The sequence below is a fragment of the Streptomyces sp. NPDC055749 genome (assembly GCF_053617235.1).
The window spans coordinates 1-14,374 of record NZ_JBSHFH010000006.1 but is presented as its reverse complement, the minus strand read 5'-3'; the positions used below and the strand labels follow the sequence as shown (position 1 = coordinate 14,374).

The following is a 14,374-nucleotide window of genomic DNA, read 5'->3' as shown; positions in this document are numbered from 1 at the left end:
ACGCTATCGTTAAAGCCATGCCCGACACCCGGCTCGCTCTCGACCTCGCCCTCACCATCCGCCACGACGGACAGGGCGGAGTCGCCGACGACCTGGACACCACCGCGGGACTCACCCGATGGGTACGGGAACACCCCGATGCCCTGGGTGAGGTGTCCGGCGACGACTGGCAGGCCGACGAAACCGCCCTCGCGGCCGTCCGCTCACTGCGCGCGGCCGTGCGCGCGCTCTTCGCGCATGCCGTGCGCCCCGGCGAACCGAGCCCTGCCGACGCGCGGCGGCTGCTCCCCGTCGCCGAGGCACTGGAACGGCTCAACGCCGCCGCTGCCGCCGTCCCCACCGTCGCGGTCCTTGCATGGCCGCAGGGCGGCGAACCGGAGGCCGCCGCCCGGCCGGCCTCCGCCGCCACCGGGCCCGACGCCCTGGCCGCCACGCTCGCCCGCGCCGCGATCGCCTTCCTCACCGGACCGGACCGGAACGCCCTGCGCGCCTGCCACGCGCCGAGGTGCGTGCGCTACTTCCTCAAGGAGCACCCCCGGCAGGAGTGGTGCAAGCCGTCCTGCGGCAACCGTGCCCGGGTGGCCCGCCACCACGAGCGGCACCGCGTGCCGCAGCCGTAGCCTGGCGCCCATGACTGGCGAGCGCGATCTGCGGACCCTGCTGAAGAGCATGCGACCCGAGCTCAACCCGGGGCGCTACGTATTCACCACGGCGCCGGACCGGGTGGTGCCCGCGGGCACCAACCCCGTGGTCACGGTGACGGAGCGCGAGGGGCTGACCCTCGTCCTGCCGGAAGCGGAGGCGGACGCGGCAGGTCTGGCGCACGACTACGTGGCCGGCTGGATCACGCTCCGGGTCCATTCGGCGCTGGACGCCGTCGGGCTCACCGCCGCGGTCGCTCTGGCCCTGACGGACGCGGGCCTGTCCTGCAACGTGGTCGCCGGCTACCACCACGACCACGTGTTCGTCCCCCACGACCGGGCCGCCGAGGCCGTCGGCGTACTGGAACGGCTGGCCGCCGAGTCGGCCTGAGCCGTGCCGGGTCCCGGCCCGTTCCGCCCCGTCACCCGAAGCCCGTCCAGCCCCCGTCACCCGAAAGCGCCGGTCACGGCTGCCCGACGCCCGGGCCCGGCTCCGCAACGTGAGCCGGGACACGTAACATGTCCGCATGTCCTTCCTCCGCCGCCGTAGCGCCGCCACACCCGCGGGCCCGGACTTCGACGTCCTGGCCATGGACCCGGGGGACTGGCCCGGTAACCTCGGCGCCGGTCTGCTTCCTGCCCCCGACGGCACCTGTCAGGGCGTGTTTCTGCGGTACGACCTGTTCGGCGGGCGCGGCCCGGCGATGATCATCGGCAATCTGCCCGAGGGCTCGCCCGCCCGCGAGACCGAGGAGGGCCAGGTCCCCTTCGAGGTCGCCCAGCTGCTCCTGGCGCTGGAGAACGACGAGCCGGTCGAGGTGACAGGCACCGAGGACTCCCCGGTCATGCAGGGCGACAACCTGCTGATCGTCCGGCGCGTCAAGCTCTCCGAGAGCCGCATCTCCTGCGTTCAGTTCGACCGCAGCGACGGCGTCCTGGTGACCATCGCCAGCTGGGACCGCCCGATCACCGACGACCTCTACGCACTGCTCAAGCCGCTCCCCGCGGAGCTCTTCCAGCAGGGCTGAAACGTCCCTGCCGGAAGAGGTGCGAACCGCTACGCGGTTACCGGCTGAGGCATTAGCAGCGAGACCACCCGCGCCGCCGAAGTGCCGATCCCCGTGGGGCCGTTGAGGTGCCACGGGGCTCCACCCGTCCCCGCCCGCAGATCCGCGTCGTAGTAACGGACGCAGTCCCGGTGCCAGTTCAGGATCCCGGCCATCCAGTTCTGCAGATCGAGCACATAGGTGTCGAGGATCTCGCGGGCCTCCGCGTCCAGCGCGAAGTCCTCGTAGAGCAGAGGGAGTTCGTGCTCGATGACGTGCTGGAACTGCCGCAGACGGCCCTGCATCAACTCGTGCACCATGGACACGCCCGTCGGGTAGTCCACCCCGAAGAAGTTCTGCACGACGAGGACGGAGTTGTGCACCTCGCCCTCGTACTCGATCTCCTTCTGGTACGAGAAGAGGTCGTTCAGCAGCGCCGCGTAGTCGGCGGCGGCGTTTTCCAGTGGGCGGATCGGCCCGCTGCGGTAGACGTCGGCGGGCACCCGGTCACCGTGCGACAGCCGGCTGAGCCGCATCGTCATGTCCGCACCGAAGGTGAACCTCCGCATCTCGATGTAGTCGACCGGGTCCGGAACACGGTTCTGCACCTGATTGGCCAGTTCCCAGAGCCAGCTGTCCAGCATGTCGTCCACCGACTTGCGGAACGAACGCTGCGAAGCCTCGTCCAGCGGCCCCACCGTTCGCGCCCACAGATCGGCGAGCCCGCGCTCCATCGCATCGGTGGGCTCGGGAACGGGCGCCCCGTCCAGCGGCATGAACAACCGCAGCCGCTCATTGGCCGACCAGGCCCCGGCCAGATCACGCGTGCGTCCGTAGATCACCGGATAGAGGTCGTCGCCGTACGTTCCCCAGGTCAGCCAGTTCGACGACAGGTCCAGCTCCTCAGGCGTCGCGTCCGGATCGATGCCCGCCGAGCAGAGCGGCAGATCGATGTTGCGCGCCCGCTGCTCGTCCCAGACGTGCGAACCGGGCCGTCCCGGCACCGGATCGAGGATGCCCATCCGCCGTGCCCACTCGATGTTCCGGTCCCGGGCGCCCGCCAGATGCGGACTCAGCTGGAGGGGGTAGGGGAGGTCGAACTCGGGAAGCAGCGACGGGCCGACATGCTGGAACGGCACATGGGCATGGCTGCGCAGGCGTGCTGCCTCGGCCCGCGGGGTGAAGCGGATCGAGGCCGCTGCCATGCCGAACGCCGAATCGGTGGGCCCGGCGGGCACCCCGCCGCCGTTCATGTAGCGGCTGGAGCGCATGTGCCACTCGTGCCCACCGGACTGCCAGTCCTGGAGCCCCTTGGTGTACGCGAACACGGACGCCGTCTCGGTGGGCGTGAGCCCCTTCTCGGCGCAGAGCGGGCCCACCTCCGTCAGCGCGGTGTTCTCGAACTGCTGGAGCCGCGAGGTCAGCAGATCGTTCACGGCCTCGGCGGCCTCCTGTGTCGTGCACCCGAGGAAGTGTTCGAGGACCAGCACGCCATTGCTGTTCTCCTTCTCGTCCTCCACCTCGCGCTGGTACGAGAAGAGGTCGTTACGCAGATGCACCGCGTCCGAGAAGGCGTCCCGCAGCACCCCGAGCGGCCGTGACCCTGCCACCGAAGCCGGTACCTCCGCGTCCGCCGCGAACTCCACCAGGCCCGCCGACCAGGGCGCCCCGCCGACCTTCCGGCGCATCTCGATGTACTCGACGGGGTTGGCGATCCGCCCCTCGTCCATATTGGAGAGTTCCCACAGGGACTCGTTCAGGAGATGCTCGGTGTTCTCGGCGAACCTGGCCCGCCAGGCATCCGACATGGCCGGAACCGTACGCGCCCACAGGTCGGCGAGTCCCGCCTCGACCGGGTTCTCGGGCTCCGGCATACCGTCGGCGAGATCCATCGGCATGAAAGCCGGCAGCCGGTCCAGATACCGCTTCCCGCCCTCCCGGTCCAGTGACCTCTTGAAGGTCTCCAGGAAGTGGTCGTCGAAGAAGAAGACCCACACATACCAGTCGGTGACCAGCGAGAGGACATCGGCCGAGCAGTCGGGATGGGTGTACGCGCAGAGCAGCGCGTAGTCATGGGCGTCGAGGTCGCTCTCCTCCCAGATGCCGGACCCCTCCAGCATGTTCATCCGGCGCGCCCACTCCTTGGTATGACGCCGGGCCTCCTCCACATGAGGGTTGAGCCGTGCCGGATACGGAACATAGAAGTCCGGCAGTGAGAAGGGCTGTGCCATGTGCGTGCGGCCTTTCCGAGTACATCCGCGCGCTGTCCGCGCCGGACCGGTCCTGTCCGCGCCAGCACTACCCCTCGGCCATCCGGGGCACGCACGGCGCGAATTAGTCACACAAGTCCGGCGGGTCGCGGAGCGCCGCGTAAAACTCAGGTAACGGGACCCGGCAACACTCCGGGCTGATCTTTCCGTTCGCAGGTCAGACCGGCTGACAAGTGTGCCGCAGGCAGGGGGCCGGGGGAGTCCCCCTGCCCCCTGCCCCGTGCGCCTCCGCGCCCCTACCCCCGCCCCGCCCCCGCCACCTCCCGGTCCACCTGCTCCGGCGACAACGCGTGCTCGATCGCCAGAATCCCCGCCCCCACGGCCGCCGCGTTCTCCCCCGTCCGGCTCGGCTCGATCCGCAGGACATGCGTGGCCAGCGGATGCGACCGCCGGTACACCGCTTCCCGTACCCCCGCGAGCAGTTGGTCGTGGACGGCGGCCAGCGCACCCCCCACCACCACCGTGTCGGGGTTGAAGAAGTTCACAAGCCCCGCGAGGACCTCACCGACCGCCCGCCCCGCCTCGCGAACCATCCGTACCGCGTCCCGGTTGCCGGACTTCACCAGCCGCACCACATCGCTGCCCGAGGTCGCCTCAAGACCCAGCCCGGACAGCTTCGCCGCCAGAGAGGCCCCGCCCGCGACGGCCTCCAGGCAGCCCGAGTTGCCGCACCGGCAGGGTTCGTCCAGCTCGGCGACCCGGATATGGCCGATATCGCCCGCACAGCCCTGCGCCCCCCGGTGCAGCCGGCCGTCGGAGACGATCCCGCAGCCGATGCCCGTCCCGACCTTGATGTACAGCAGATACCGGCAGTCGGGGAAGGCCCGGCGCTGTTCGGCCAACGCCATCACGTTCACGTCGTTGTCGACGAGCGCACGCACCCCGAAACGGGCCGCGAAGAACTCCGGGATCGGGTACTGGTGCCAGCCCGGCATGATCGGCGGATCGACCGGACGGCCCGTGGAGAACTCCACAGGTCCCGGCACCCCGACCCCGATCGACCGCAGCGTGCCCGGTGCCCGCCCCGACGTCTCCAGCAGCCCGCGCAGAGTCCGCTCCACATGGCGCAGTACGGACTCGGGGCCGTCACCGATCGACAACGGGTCCTCCTGCGCCGCGAGCATCGTGCCGCCGATGTCCATCAGTGCCACCCGGCAGTGCGAGGCTCCCAGATCGACGCCCGCGACAGCGTGTTCCGCGGTTCGCAGGGCCAGCCGTCGCGGTGGCCGTCCCCCCGTCGAGCTGCCGTCCGCGTCCTCGTCCACGAAGCCGTGGGCGATCAGCGCGTCGACGCGCTGGGACACCGTCGAACGGGCCAGGCCGGTGATCCTCGCGATGTCCGAACGGGTCGCGGCCGACCCCGAACTGATCAGCGCGAGCACCTCGCCCGGCGAGTGGGAAACGGCGGAGAACTGGCGATCCGGCGACGAAGGCATGGCAGTCACCATAGGGACGACTTCTGCTGCTCACAAGGCATGTGTTGTTCGATCGTCGGCATAAGTCCGGTCCAATTCGCCCTGAAAGAAAGATGCTTGACACCTTGACAGGCCAAAGCTCTGTCACGACTCTGCTCACTGCAGACCGCTGACCGAGGAGCCAGTCGATGCTGACGATGCAAGGCGTGTCCAAGAGCTTTCTCGGGGTGCGTGTGCTCCACGATGTGGGGCTCGACCTCGAAGCCGGAGAAGTGCATGCCCTGGTGGGCGAGAACGGTGCGGGCAAGTCGACGCTGATGAAGATCCTCGCCGGTGAGCACACACCCGACTCCGGCACCATCACGATCGACGGGGTGGCGCATTCCTTCAGCCACCCCTCGCAGGCCCAGGCCGCGGGTATCGGCATCATCCACCAGGAGTTCGCGCTCCTCCCGCACCGTACGGTCGCAGAGAACGTCTTCCTCGGCCGTGAACCCACCCGCCGCGGACTGGTCGACCGGCGCACCATGGAACGCCGGACCGCCGAACTCCTGGCCCGGATCGACGAGACCGGCATCACCCCGTGTACCCCCGTCCACGAGCTTTCCGTGGCCCGCAGGCAGACCGTGGAGATCGTCAAGGCGCTCGCCTCCGACGTCCGCGTCCTCGTCATGGACGAGCCCACCGCCCCCCTCGCCGGCCACGAGGTCGCCCAACTCGCCGCGCTGGTACGCCGACTGGCCGCCGGCGGCCTCGGCATCCTCTACATCTCGCACCGATTACCCGAGGTCTTCGACCTCTCACAGCGCATCACCGTCCTCAAGGACGGCCGGCACGTCACCACCCTCACCACCCGGGACACCGACGCCGACGAGGTCGTACGGGCCATGGTCGGCCGGGAACTCGGCGCGTACTACCCGCCACGCGCCCGTCCCAGTGACATCGGCACCGCGAAACTGACGGTCACGGGCGGCGCCAACGCCCGTATCTCCGGGATCGATCTGACGCTCCGGGCCGGTGAAGTCGTCGGCGTCGCCGGACTCCAGGGCTCGGGCCGCACCTCCCTCGTCCGCGCCCTCTTCGGCGCCGCCCCCTTCACCACCGGTGGCATGACCGTCGGCGGAAGACCCTTGCGGCCCGCCCGGCCCATCGACGCGATCCGGGCGGGGATCGCGCTGGTCACCGAGGACCGCAAGACGGAAGGGCTCGCCCTTCGCCAGTCCGTGCGGGACAACACACTCCTCGTCACCCGGGCCGTCCCCGCCCGAGGCGGACCACCCGCAGGCCGGGAGGTCACCGCTCTGCTGGAGCGCGTACGCCTCCACGCCAGCGGCGAGGACCAGCAGGCGCAGTACCTCTCCGGCGGCAACCAGCAGAAGGTCGTCATCGCCAAGTGGCTCGCCGCCCGCCCCGAAGTGCTGCTCTTCGACGAGCCGACCCGCGGGGTCGATGTCGGCGCCAAGGCCGCCATCCACACCCTCGTACGAGAACTGGCGGGCGAGGGCCTGGCCGTACTGATCATCTCCTCCGAACTGCCGGAACTGATCGGTATGAGCGACCGCATCCTCGTCATGTCCGACGGCCGTCTCGCGGGCGAACTCCCCGCCGGGGCGGGCGAAGAGGCCATCATGCGCGTCGCTACCGGCGGCGGCCGTGCACAGGAGGGCGCCGCATGACCGCGGTCAGGACCGGCCAGAAACCCCCCGCGGCCCGCGCCCCGGCGAAGGCGACCGCCGGAGCGCGCCTCACCGGACCGGTCACCGGCGTCTGGCTGGCGGCACTCGCCGTCACCGTCCTCGGCTGGATCGTGGTCGCGGCGCGCGGCGGAGACTTCCTCACCGTCACCAACGTCGTCGCGATCCTCCAGAACTGCGTGGCCCTCGGCCTCGTCGCCGTCGGCCAGTCCATCGTCATCCTCAGCGGTTCGCTCGACCTCTCCGTCGCCTACCTCATCAGCCTGGGCACACTCGTCGCCGCCGAGACCATGGAGAGCGGCAGCGTCCTCGTCGCGATCCTCGCCGTGCTCGCACTCTCCGCCGCCGTCGGCCTCGCCAACGGCCTCGTCGTCACCGGCCTCAAGGTCAACGCCTTCATCGCCACCCTCGGCACCGCCTTCATCCTGCGCGGCTGGATCGAGGACAACTACACCGGACCCGCAGGGGCGGTACCCGACTCCTTCCAGCGCCTCGGCTACGACCGGATGGGACCCGTCCCGGTCTCCCTCTTCCTCCTGCTCGCGGTCGCCGCCGTCATTTGGCTGATCACCCGTCGCACACGGCTCGGCCACCACATGTACGCCACCGGCGGCGACGAGCACGCCGCCCGGCTCTCCGGCGTCCGCACCCGCCGCACCGTCGTCGCCGCACACGTCCTGTGCTCCCTCTGCGTCGGCGCCGCCGCCCTCTTCCTCGCCGCCCGGCTCGGCGCCGGAGCCCCCTGGGCGGGCACCGAGGCCCGCTACGACCTGGAGTCCATCGCCGCCGTCGTGCTCGGCGGCACCGCGCTCGCCGGAGGACGCGGGGGAGTGTCCGGCACCCTCGGCGGCGTCCTCGTCCTCGCCGTCCTCGACAGCGTCTTCAACCAGCTGGCCGTCGACCCGTTCTTCAAGAACGTCGTCCGGGGGGTCGTCATCATCGCCGCCGTCGCCCTCTACGCCCGGCGCCGCCGCACTCCGCTGGGGAGGACCGCATGACCACCGCAGCCAAGGCGCCGCCGGCCGGCCGCCGTGTCCTGCAAGCACTGGGCACCGCCGCACCCGTGTACGCCCTGCTCGCCGTGCTCCTCGCCGCCCTCGCCCTCACCGACCCCGGCTTCTACGAGCCGGACCGCTTCCTCGCCTTCGTCAAACGCGCCGCCCCGCTGGTGATCCTCGCCGCCGGCCAGTACCTCGTCATCGTCTGCGGCGAGTTCGACCTCTCCGTCGGAGCCGTCGTCACCGCGGGCGTCGTCGTCGCCGCCGAACTGTACGGCTCCTTCCCCGACGCCCCCTGGCTGCTCGTCACCGCGATCCTGCTGCTCGCCGGAGCCCTGGCCGGACTCGTCAGCGGCCTGATCACCACCCTGCTGCGCGTACCGTCCTTCATCACCACGCTCGGCATGATGCTGATCCTCGAAGGCGCCGTCTTCTTCTGGACGGGCGGCTCCCCGCACGGCGCCCTGCCCACCGCGTTCCGCCAGCTCGGCCGGGGCAGCGCGTTCGGCTGGCTGCCCTGGGCGGTCCTCGTCTGCCTCGCCACCGGGCTGCTCGCCGTACGCCTCATGCGCTCCGACTTCGGCCGCACCCTCCTCGCGACCGGCGACAGCGAACGCGCCGCCGCGCTCTCGGGGGTGCGGGTCGTCCGTACCCGCACCATCGCCTTCGTCCTCTCCGGCGCCGCCGCCGCGCTCGCCGCCGTACTCGTCGGCGGCTTCTCCGGGGTCTCCGCGCAGGCGGGCCGGGGCTACGAGTTCGAGGCCATCACCGCGGTCGTGCTCGGCGGGGTCGTGCTCGGCGGAGGCCGCGGGTCCGTCGTCGGCGCGATGGCCGGAGCCTTCTCCCTCCAGGCCCTGTTCACCCTGCTCAACCTCCAGGGCGTCTCCGGCGCCCTGGAATCCACCGTGCAAGGCGTCATCGTCATCGCCGCCGTCGGACTCGGCGCGGCCGACTGGTCCCGGTTGCGGCGGCGCCGCACCGAACCTCCGGGAGGGAAACCCATATGAGCACCCGACTGACCCGGCACACCCTGCTCCCCCTCACCGCCCTGCTCGGCGCCGCGCTCCTCGCGGGCTGTACGAGCGACGCGCCACCGGACACACCCGCCGCCTCCCAAAGCGGCAGCGGGACCGGAGACGGCACCGGGGAACAGTCGAAGTTCTTCGACCAGGCCGAGTACGACCGGCAGATCGCCCTCGGCAAGGAGACCGCGCAGGGCCCCGCCGACAAGCCGTGGGAACAGATGCTCCGGCCGGAGCTCGTCGACACGACGACGTACAAGAAGAAGGACACCGGCTCCGTCCACCTCTGCTTCTCCAACGCCGGAGTCTTCAACCCCTGGCGCCAGGTGGGCCTGAAGAACATGCGGGCGGAGGTCGCGCTCCACAAGGAGATCACCGACTTCACGGTCCTGGACGCGCAGGGCAAGGACGACAAGCAGATCTCCGACATCCAGGAACTCACCGGCAAGGGCTGCGACGCCCTGATCGTCTCCCCGAACACCACGGCGACACTCACCCCGGCGGTCAAGCAGGCATGCGCGAAGCTGCCCGTCATCGTCTTCGACCGTGGTGTGGAGAGCGACTGCGCGGTCACCTTCGTCAACCCGGTCGGCGGGTACGGATACGGGGCGGTCGCCGCCGACTTCCTCGTCGAGAAGGTGAAGCCGAAGGGGAAGATCCTCGCCCTGCGGATCTCGCCCGGCGTCGACGTCCTGGAGACCCGCTGGTCCGCCGCGAAGGTCGCCTTCGACAAGAGCGGACTCGATGTCGCCGACGTGAAGTTCACCGACGGCGACCCGGCGAAGACCAAGTCGATCGTCACCGACGCGCTGACCCGTCACGGAGACATCGACGGCGTCTGGATGGACTCCGGCGCGACCGCTGTCGCGGCCGTCGAGGCGTTCGAGGACGCAGGCAAGGACGTACCGCCCATCACCGGTGAGGACCAGCAGGACTTCCTCCAGGCATGGAAGGAGAAGGACCTCACCGCCATCGCGCCGTCCTACCCCACCTTCCAGTGGCGCACGCCCGTCATCGCGGCGCTGAAGATCCTGAACGGACAGCAGGTCCCCAAGGAGTGGAAGCTGCCGCAGCCCACCGTCACCCAGGACACCCTCGACCAGTACCTCAAGCCCGGCATGCCGCCCCTGCACTACGCGATGTGCGGCTGCGAGAACCTTCCCGGCTTCCCGGAGAAGTGGGGAGGCAAGAAGTGAGTGCCGCGTTACTGCCGCTCGGGGCCAACCCCTGGATCTGGCACTCCCCGGTGACGTACGAAGCACTCGGTGACGTCCTGCCGCGCCTCTCCGGCTGGGGCTTCGACTGTGTGGAGATCCCGCTGGAGAACGTACGGGACTGGGAGCCCGCGGCCGTCACGAAACTCCTCGACGCCTCCGGACTCGCGCCCGCCGCGGTGATCGCGGTGATGCCCCCCGAGCGCAACCTCGTGCACACCGATCCGCTGACCGTCCAGGTCACCCAGGACTACCTGCGGCGCTGCGTCGACGCCGCCCACGCCCTGGGAGCCCCGACCGTCGCCGGTCCCGTGTACACGGCGGTCGGCCGGACCTGGCGGATGAACCGGGCCGAACGGGCAGCGGCGTACGAGGAGTTACGGGAGAACCTGGCCCCGGTCGTCACGCACGCACGGGCCGCGGGCGTACGCATCGCGGTCGAGCCCCTCAACCGTTACGAGACGAGCCTCCTCAACACCGTCGAGCAGACCCTCGACGCACTGGCCGGACTGCCCGAGGACACCATCGGCATCGCCCTCGACACCTATCACCAGAACATCGAGGAACGCTCCCTGCCCGGTGCCGTACGCAGCGCGGCCGGCCGCATCTTCCATGTCCAGGTCTGCGCCAACGACCGCGGCACCCCGGGTGCCGACAGCCTCGACTGGCCCGGCTTCCTCGCCGCGCTCCTTGGGACGGGCTACCGGGGCCCCCTGTGTATCGAGTCCTTCACCGCGCACAACGACGCGATCGCGGTCGCCGCCTCCGTCTGGCGCCCGCTCGCCGCGAGCCAGGACACCATCGCCACCGACGGTCTGGCCTTTCTGCGCCGGGCCCTGCCGACCACCCCCTGATCCGCACCCGTCCCACCGTCTTACCGCAGAGAGGACCCATCGTGAGCTGTCATGCTCGTGACATACGGCGGATGGTCATCGCGTTAGCGAGCGCACTGCTCCTCGCGCTGACCGCGCTGCCCGCCACCGCCGCCACCACGGCCAACGCCCCCGCCTTCCGAGTCCTGCTCTTCACCCGCGCCGTCGGCTATGTGCACGCCTCCATCCCCGCCGGCATCCAGATGTTCAAGGAGGAGGCGGCCGAGAACGACTTCGAACTCGTCCAGACCGCAGACCCCACCGTCTTCGACGACGCGAAGCTCGCCGGCTTCGACGCCATCGTCATGCTCCAGAACTCGGGCATGGTCTGGGACACCGACGCCCAGCGCCAGGCGATGCAGACCTATGTACGCGGCGGAGGCGGCGTCGTAGCCCTGCACAACACCCTCGACATGGGCGTCGAGGAACAGTTCCCCTGGTGGGACGAGGTCATCAACGGCGGCGCCCACATGCCCGCCCACTCACCAGGCGTCCTCAAGGGCACGGCCAAGGTCGCCGACCGCGTCCACCCCTCCACCGCCGGCCTCCCCGAACGTTGGGAGCGCCCCGAGGAGTGGTACAACTTCGACGCCAACCCCCGCGGCGACGTCCACGTCCTCGTCACCGCCGACGAGACCACGTACAACCCCGGCGGCTCCGCCATGGGCGCCGACCACCCCATTTCCTGGTGCCGCAACACCGAGGGCGGCAAGGTCTGGGCCACCGCGATGGGCCACGACATCCCCTCGTACACCGAACCCGCCTTCCGTGACCATGTCATCGGCGGCCTCAAGTGGGCGGCGGGCAACAAGCCCGGGGACTGCGGCGGCACCGTCTGGAACGGCTACGAGAAGGTCACCCTCGACGACAACACCGCCGACCCGATGGAGCTCGACGTCGCCAAGGACGGCCGCGTCTTCTACATCCAGCGCAGCGGCGAGGTGAACATCTTCGACCCCGCCACCCACGCCACCACCACCGCGGGCAAGCTCGACGTCTACTCAGGCGGCGAGGACGGCCTCGTCGGCATGGAACTCGACCCCGCCTTCAAGGACAACCACTGGATCTACCTCTACTACGCACCCGCCGGCGCCACCGAGGACGTCAACCGGCTCTCCCGCTTCACGGTCAAGGGCAACACCCTCGACCCCGCCAGCGAGAAGAAGCTCCTCGACGTCCCCGCCTACCGTGACCGGACCTTCCCCGAACCCGGACACACCGGCGGCGCCGTGGAGTTCGGCCCGGACCGCACCCTCTACCTCGGCGTCGGCGACGACACCCCGCCCAACCTCGACCCGAACTGGCAGGGATACGCCCCGCTCGACTGGCGCGAGGGCAAGGAGATGCTCGACGCCGCACGCACCTCGGGCAACACGAACGACCTGCGCGGCAAGATCCTGCGCATCAAGCCCAAGGACTCCGGCGGCTACACCATCCCCAGGGGCAACCTCTTCGAGCGGGGCACCCCCAAGACCCGCCCCGAGATCTACGCCATGGGCTTCCGCAACCCCTTCCGCTTCACCGTCGACCAGAAGACCGGCTACGTCCACGCCTCCGACTACGGTCCCGACCGCGGACTGCCCACCACCGACCGCGGACCCGAGGGGCTCGTCGAGTACAACGTGATCAAGAAGGCCGGGAACTTCGGCTGGCCCTTCTGCCACGGCAACAACCAGGCGTACGCCCCGTACGACCCGGACACCAAGGTGGTCGGCGCGAAGTTCGACTGCGCCAAGCCCGTCAATCCCTCGCCCAACAACACCGGTCTGACCGAACTGCCCGCGATCCAGCAGCCGGAGATCTGGTACGGCTACGGCGCCTCCAAGGAGTTCCCCGAGGTCGGCAGCGGCGGCTCGGCCCCGATGAGCGGCCCGGTCTACCACTACGACCCCAAGAACCCCTCCACCACGAAGTTCCCCGCCTACTTCGAGGGCGCGAGCTTCTTCTACGAGTGGTCACGCAACTACGTCAAGGAAGTCCGCTTCGACAAGGACGAGAAGCTGCTCAAGATCAATGACTTCCTGTCCTCCCAGAAGTTCAACAAGCCCATGGACATGACCTTCGGCCCCGACGGCTCGCTGTACGTTCTCGAATGGGGCTCCTCCTTCGGCGGCGGCAACAACGACTCGGGCCTCTTCCGCATCGACTACGCCCAGGGGCAGCGCATCCCCGTCGCCAAGGCCACCGCCTCCGCCACCGACGGCCCCGTGCCGCTGAAGGTCGACTTCTCCAGCCGGGGCAGCAACGACCCGGACGGCGACTCGCTCAGCTACGCCTGGGACTTCGACGGCGACGGCACGTTCGACTCGAACGAGGCCGACCCCACCCACACCTACACCACCAAGGGTGACTTCTCCGCCCAGCTGAAGGTCACCGACTCCACCGGCAAGTCCGGCTACGCCAACATCCCCGTCACCGCAGGCAACACCGCACCGAAGGTCACCATCGACTTCCCGGTCAGCGGCAAGCTCATCGAGTTCGGCGACAAGATCCCTTACAAGGTCACCGTCACCGACCCCGAGGACGGCCCGGTCGACTGCACCAAGGTGACGGTGAACCCGGCCCTCGGACACGACGACCACGAACACCCCACCACCGACATCCCCGGCTGTGAGGGAACCGTGGACACCGGTGACCTGGGCGGTCACCCCGAGGGCGCCGACCTCACCTACGTACTCAACGCCAAATACACCGACAAGGGCGGTGACGGCGTATCGGCCCTCACCGGCTACGGGCGCTCGGTGCTCCAGCCGAAGCACAAGCAGGCGGAGTACCACGACGCCCAGTCCGGCACCCGGATCGTCGCCCAGGCAGGCGCCGAGAACGGCAAGCGGATCGGGGACGTCTCCAACGGCGACTGGGTCGCCTTCGATCCGATGAGCCTCGAAGGCATCGCGACCGTCGGCTACACCCTCTCCTCGCCGTACGGCGTGGGCGCGATCGAACTCCGCGCGGACGCCCCGGACGGTGAGCTGATCGCCACCACACCCGTCCCCAACACCGGGGGCTGGGACACCTACCAGGCGACGGCGGCCGTCCCGGTCAAGGAACTGGCGGGCACCCACAGGCTCTATCTGGTCTTCACGTCCCCGCAGAACAACTCGTTCGACGTGGACGCGGTGGAGTTCAAGAGCCCCTGACAGCAAACAGCGTGCTGCGGGACCGGTGTGTAGGCACCGGTCACGCAGCACGCTCATCCCCG

General features: G+C 69.8%; 11 protein-coding genes. 9 read left to right on the top strand and 2 right to left on the bottom strand.

Translation table 11 applies throughout. The features are described 5' to 3' along the window. Positions 1–17: 17 nt before the first annotated feature. The 3 genes from ACWGO0_RS06205 (at position 18) to ACWGO0_RS06195 (ending at position 1,669) form a co-directional block, all read left to right on the top strand. Positions 18–620, top strand: coding sequence for a CGNR zinc finger domain-containing protein (locus ACWGO0_RS06205; RefSeq protein ID WP_453528764.1), 603 nt, complete (start codon positions 18–20; stop codon positions 618–620). 10 nt (positions 621–630) lie between these two features. Beyond that, positions 631–1,032, top strand: coding sequence for an ACT domain-containing protein (locus ACWGO0_RS06200; protein ID WP_453528761.1), 402 nt, complete (start codon positions 631–633; stop codon positions 1,030–1,032). Between the two features lie 136 nt (positions 1,033–1,168). Further along, positions 1,169–1,669 (top strand): hypothetical protein, encoded by a 501-nt coding sequence (locus tag ACWGO0_RS06195; protein ID WP_173310419.1) that lies wholly within the window; start codon positions 1,169–1,171, stop codon positions 1,667–1,669. A 29-nt stretch (positions 1,670–1,698) separates the two neighbouring features. On the opposite strand, the gene ACWGO0_RS06190 is transcribed toward ACWGO0_RS06195, so the two are convergent. Both ACWGO0_RS06190 and ACWGO0_RS06185 read right to left on the bottom strand, forming a co-directional pair. Beyond that, entirely contained in the window at positions 1,699–3,918 is a 2,220-nt protein-coding gene (locus ACWGO0_RS06190; protein WP_453528757.1) for a terpene synthase family protein, read from the bottom strand. Between the two features lie 275 nt (positions 3,919–4,193). Then, positions 4,194–5,393: an ROK family protein gene (locus tag ACWGO0_RS06185; RefSeq protein WP_453528754.1), complete on the bottom strand. Its 1,200-nt coding sequence runs from the start codon at positions 5,391–5,393 to the stop codon at positions 4,194–4,196. 167 nt (positions 5,394–5,560) lie between these two features. Between ACWGO0_RS06185 and ACWGO0_RS06180 the strand changes: the two genes are divergently transcribed. From ACWGO0_RS06180 to ACWGO0_RS06155, 6 genes are all read left to right on the top strand, one after another. Continuing rightward, positions 5,561–7,048 carry a sugar ABC transporter ATP-binding protein gene (locus ACWGO0_RS06180; protein ID WP_453528751.1) on the top strand — a complete coding sequence of 496 codons (1,488 nt, stop codon included), beginning with the start codon at positions 5,561–5,563 and terminating at the stop codon, positions 7,046–7,048. After that, entirely contained in the window at positions 7,045–8,064 is a 1,020-nt protein-coding gene (locus tag ACWGO0_RS06175; protein ID WP_453528748.1) for an ABC transporter permease, read from the top strand. The genes ACWGO0_RS06180 and ACWGO0_RS06175 overlap by 4 nt, the downstream gene beginning before the upstream one ends. Then, the gene (locus tag ACWGO0_RS06170; RefSeq protein ID WP_453528745.1) at positions 8,061–9,071 is read left to right on the top strand and encodes an ABC transporter permease; all 1,011 of its coding nucleotides are present in this window, start codon (positions 8,061–8,063) and stop codon (positions 9,069–9,071) included. The genes ACWGO0_RS06175 and ACWGO0_RS06170 overlap by 4 nt, the downstream gene beginning before the upstream one ends. Further along, entirely contained in the window at positions 9,068–10,282 is a 1,215-nt protein-coding gene (locus tag ACWGO0_RS06165; RefSeq protein WP_453528742.1) for a substrate-binding domain-containing protein, read from the top strand. Before ACWGO0_RS06170 ends, ACWGO0_RS06165 begins: the two co-directional genes overlap by 4 nt. Next, a complete protein-coding gene (locus tag ACWGO0_RS06160) occupies positions 10,279–11,154 on the top strand; it encodes a sugar phosphate isomerase/epimerase family protein (RefSeq protein ID WP_453528739.1) in 876 nt (291 codons plus the stop codon). Before ACWGO0_RS06165 ends, ACWGO0_RS06160 begins: the two co-directional genes overlap by 4 nt. A gap of 71 nt (positions 11,155–11,225) precedes the next feature. Next, the gene (locus ACWGO0_RS06155; protein ID WP_453528736.1) at positions 11,226–14,312 is read left to right on the top strand and encodes a ThuA domain-containing protein; all 3,087 of its coding nucleotides are present in this window, start codon (positions 11,226–11,228) and stop codon (positions 14,310–14,312) included. Positions 14,313–14,374: the final 62 nt, after the last annotated feature.

Excerpts from the sequence above, each read along its gene's own strand:
- ACWGO0_RS06205 (WP_453528764.1), top strand. The coding sequence starts at position 18 with ATGCCCGACACCCGGCTCGCTCTCGACCTCGCCCTCACCATCCGCCAC.
- ACWGO0_RS06200 (WP_453528761.1), top strand. The coding sequence starts at position 631 with ATGACTGGCGAGCGCGATCTGCGGACCCTGCTGAAGAGCATGCGACCC.
- ACWGO0_RS06195 (WP_173310419.1), top strand. The coding sequence starts at position 1,169 with ATGTCCTTCCTCCGCCGCCGTAGCGCCGCCACACCCGCGGGCCCGGAC.
- ACWGO0_RS06190 (WP_453528757.1), bottom strand. The coding sequence starts at position 3,918 with ATGGCACAGCCCTTCTCACTGCCGGACTTCTATGTTCCGTATCCGGCA.
- ACWGO0_RS06185 (WP_453528754.1), bottom strand. The coding sequence starts at position 5,393 with ATGCCTTCGTCGCCGGATCGCCAGTTCTCCGCCGTTTCCCACTCGCCG.
- ACWGO0_RS06180 (WP_453528751.1), top strand. The coding sequence starts at position 5,561 with ATGCTGACGATGCAAGGCGTGTCCAAGAGCTTTCTCGGGGTGCGTGTG.
- ACWGO0_RS06175 (WP_453528748.1), top strand. The coding sequence starts at position 7,045 with ATGACCGCGGTCAGGACCGGCCAGAAACCCCCCGCGGCCCGCGCCCCG.
- ACWGO0_RS06170 (WP_453528745.1), top strand. The coding sequence starts at position 8,061 with ATGACCACCGCAGCCAAGGCGCCGCCGGCCGGCCGCCGTGTCCTGCAA.
- ACWGO0_RS06165 (WP_453528742.1), top strand. The coding sequence starts at position 9,068 with ATGAGCACCCGACTGACCCGGCACACCCTGCTCCCCCTCACCGCCCTG.
- ACWGO0_RS06155 (WP_453528736.1), top strand. The coding sequence starts at position 11,226 with ATGGTCATCGCGTTAGCGAGCGCACTGCTCCTCGCGCTGACCGCGCTG.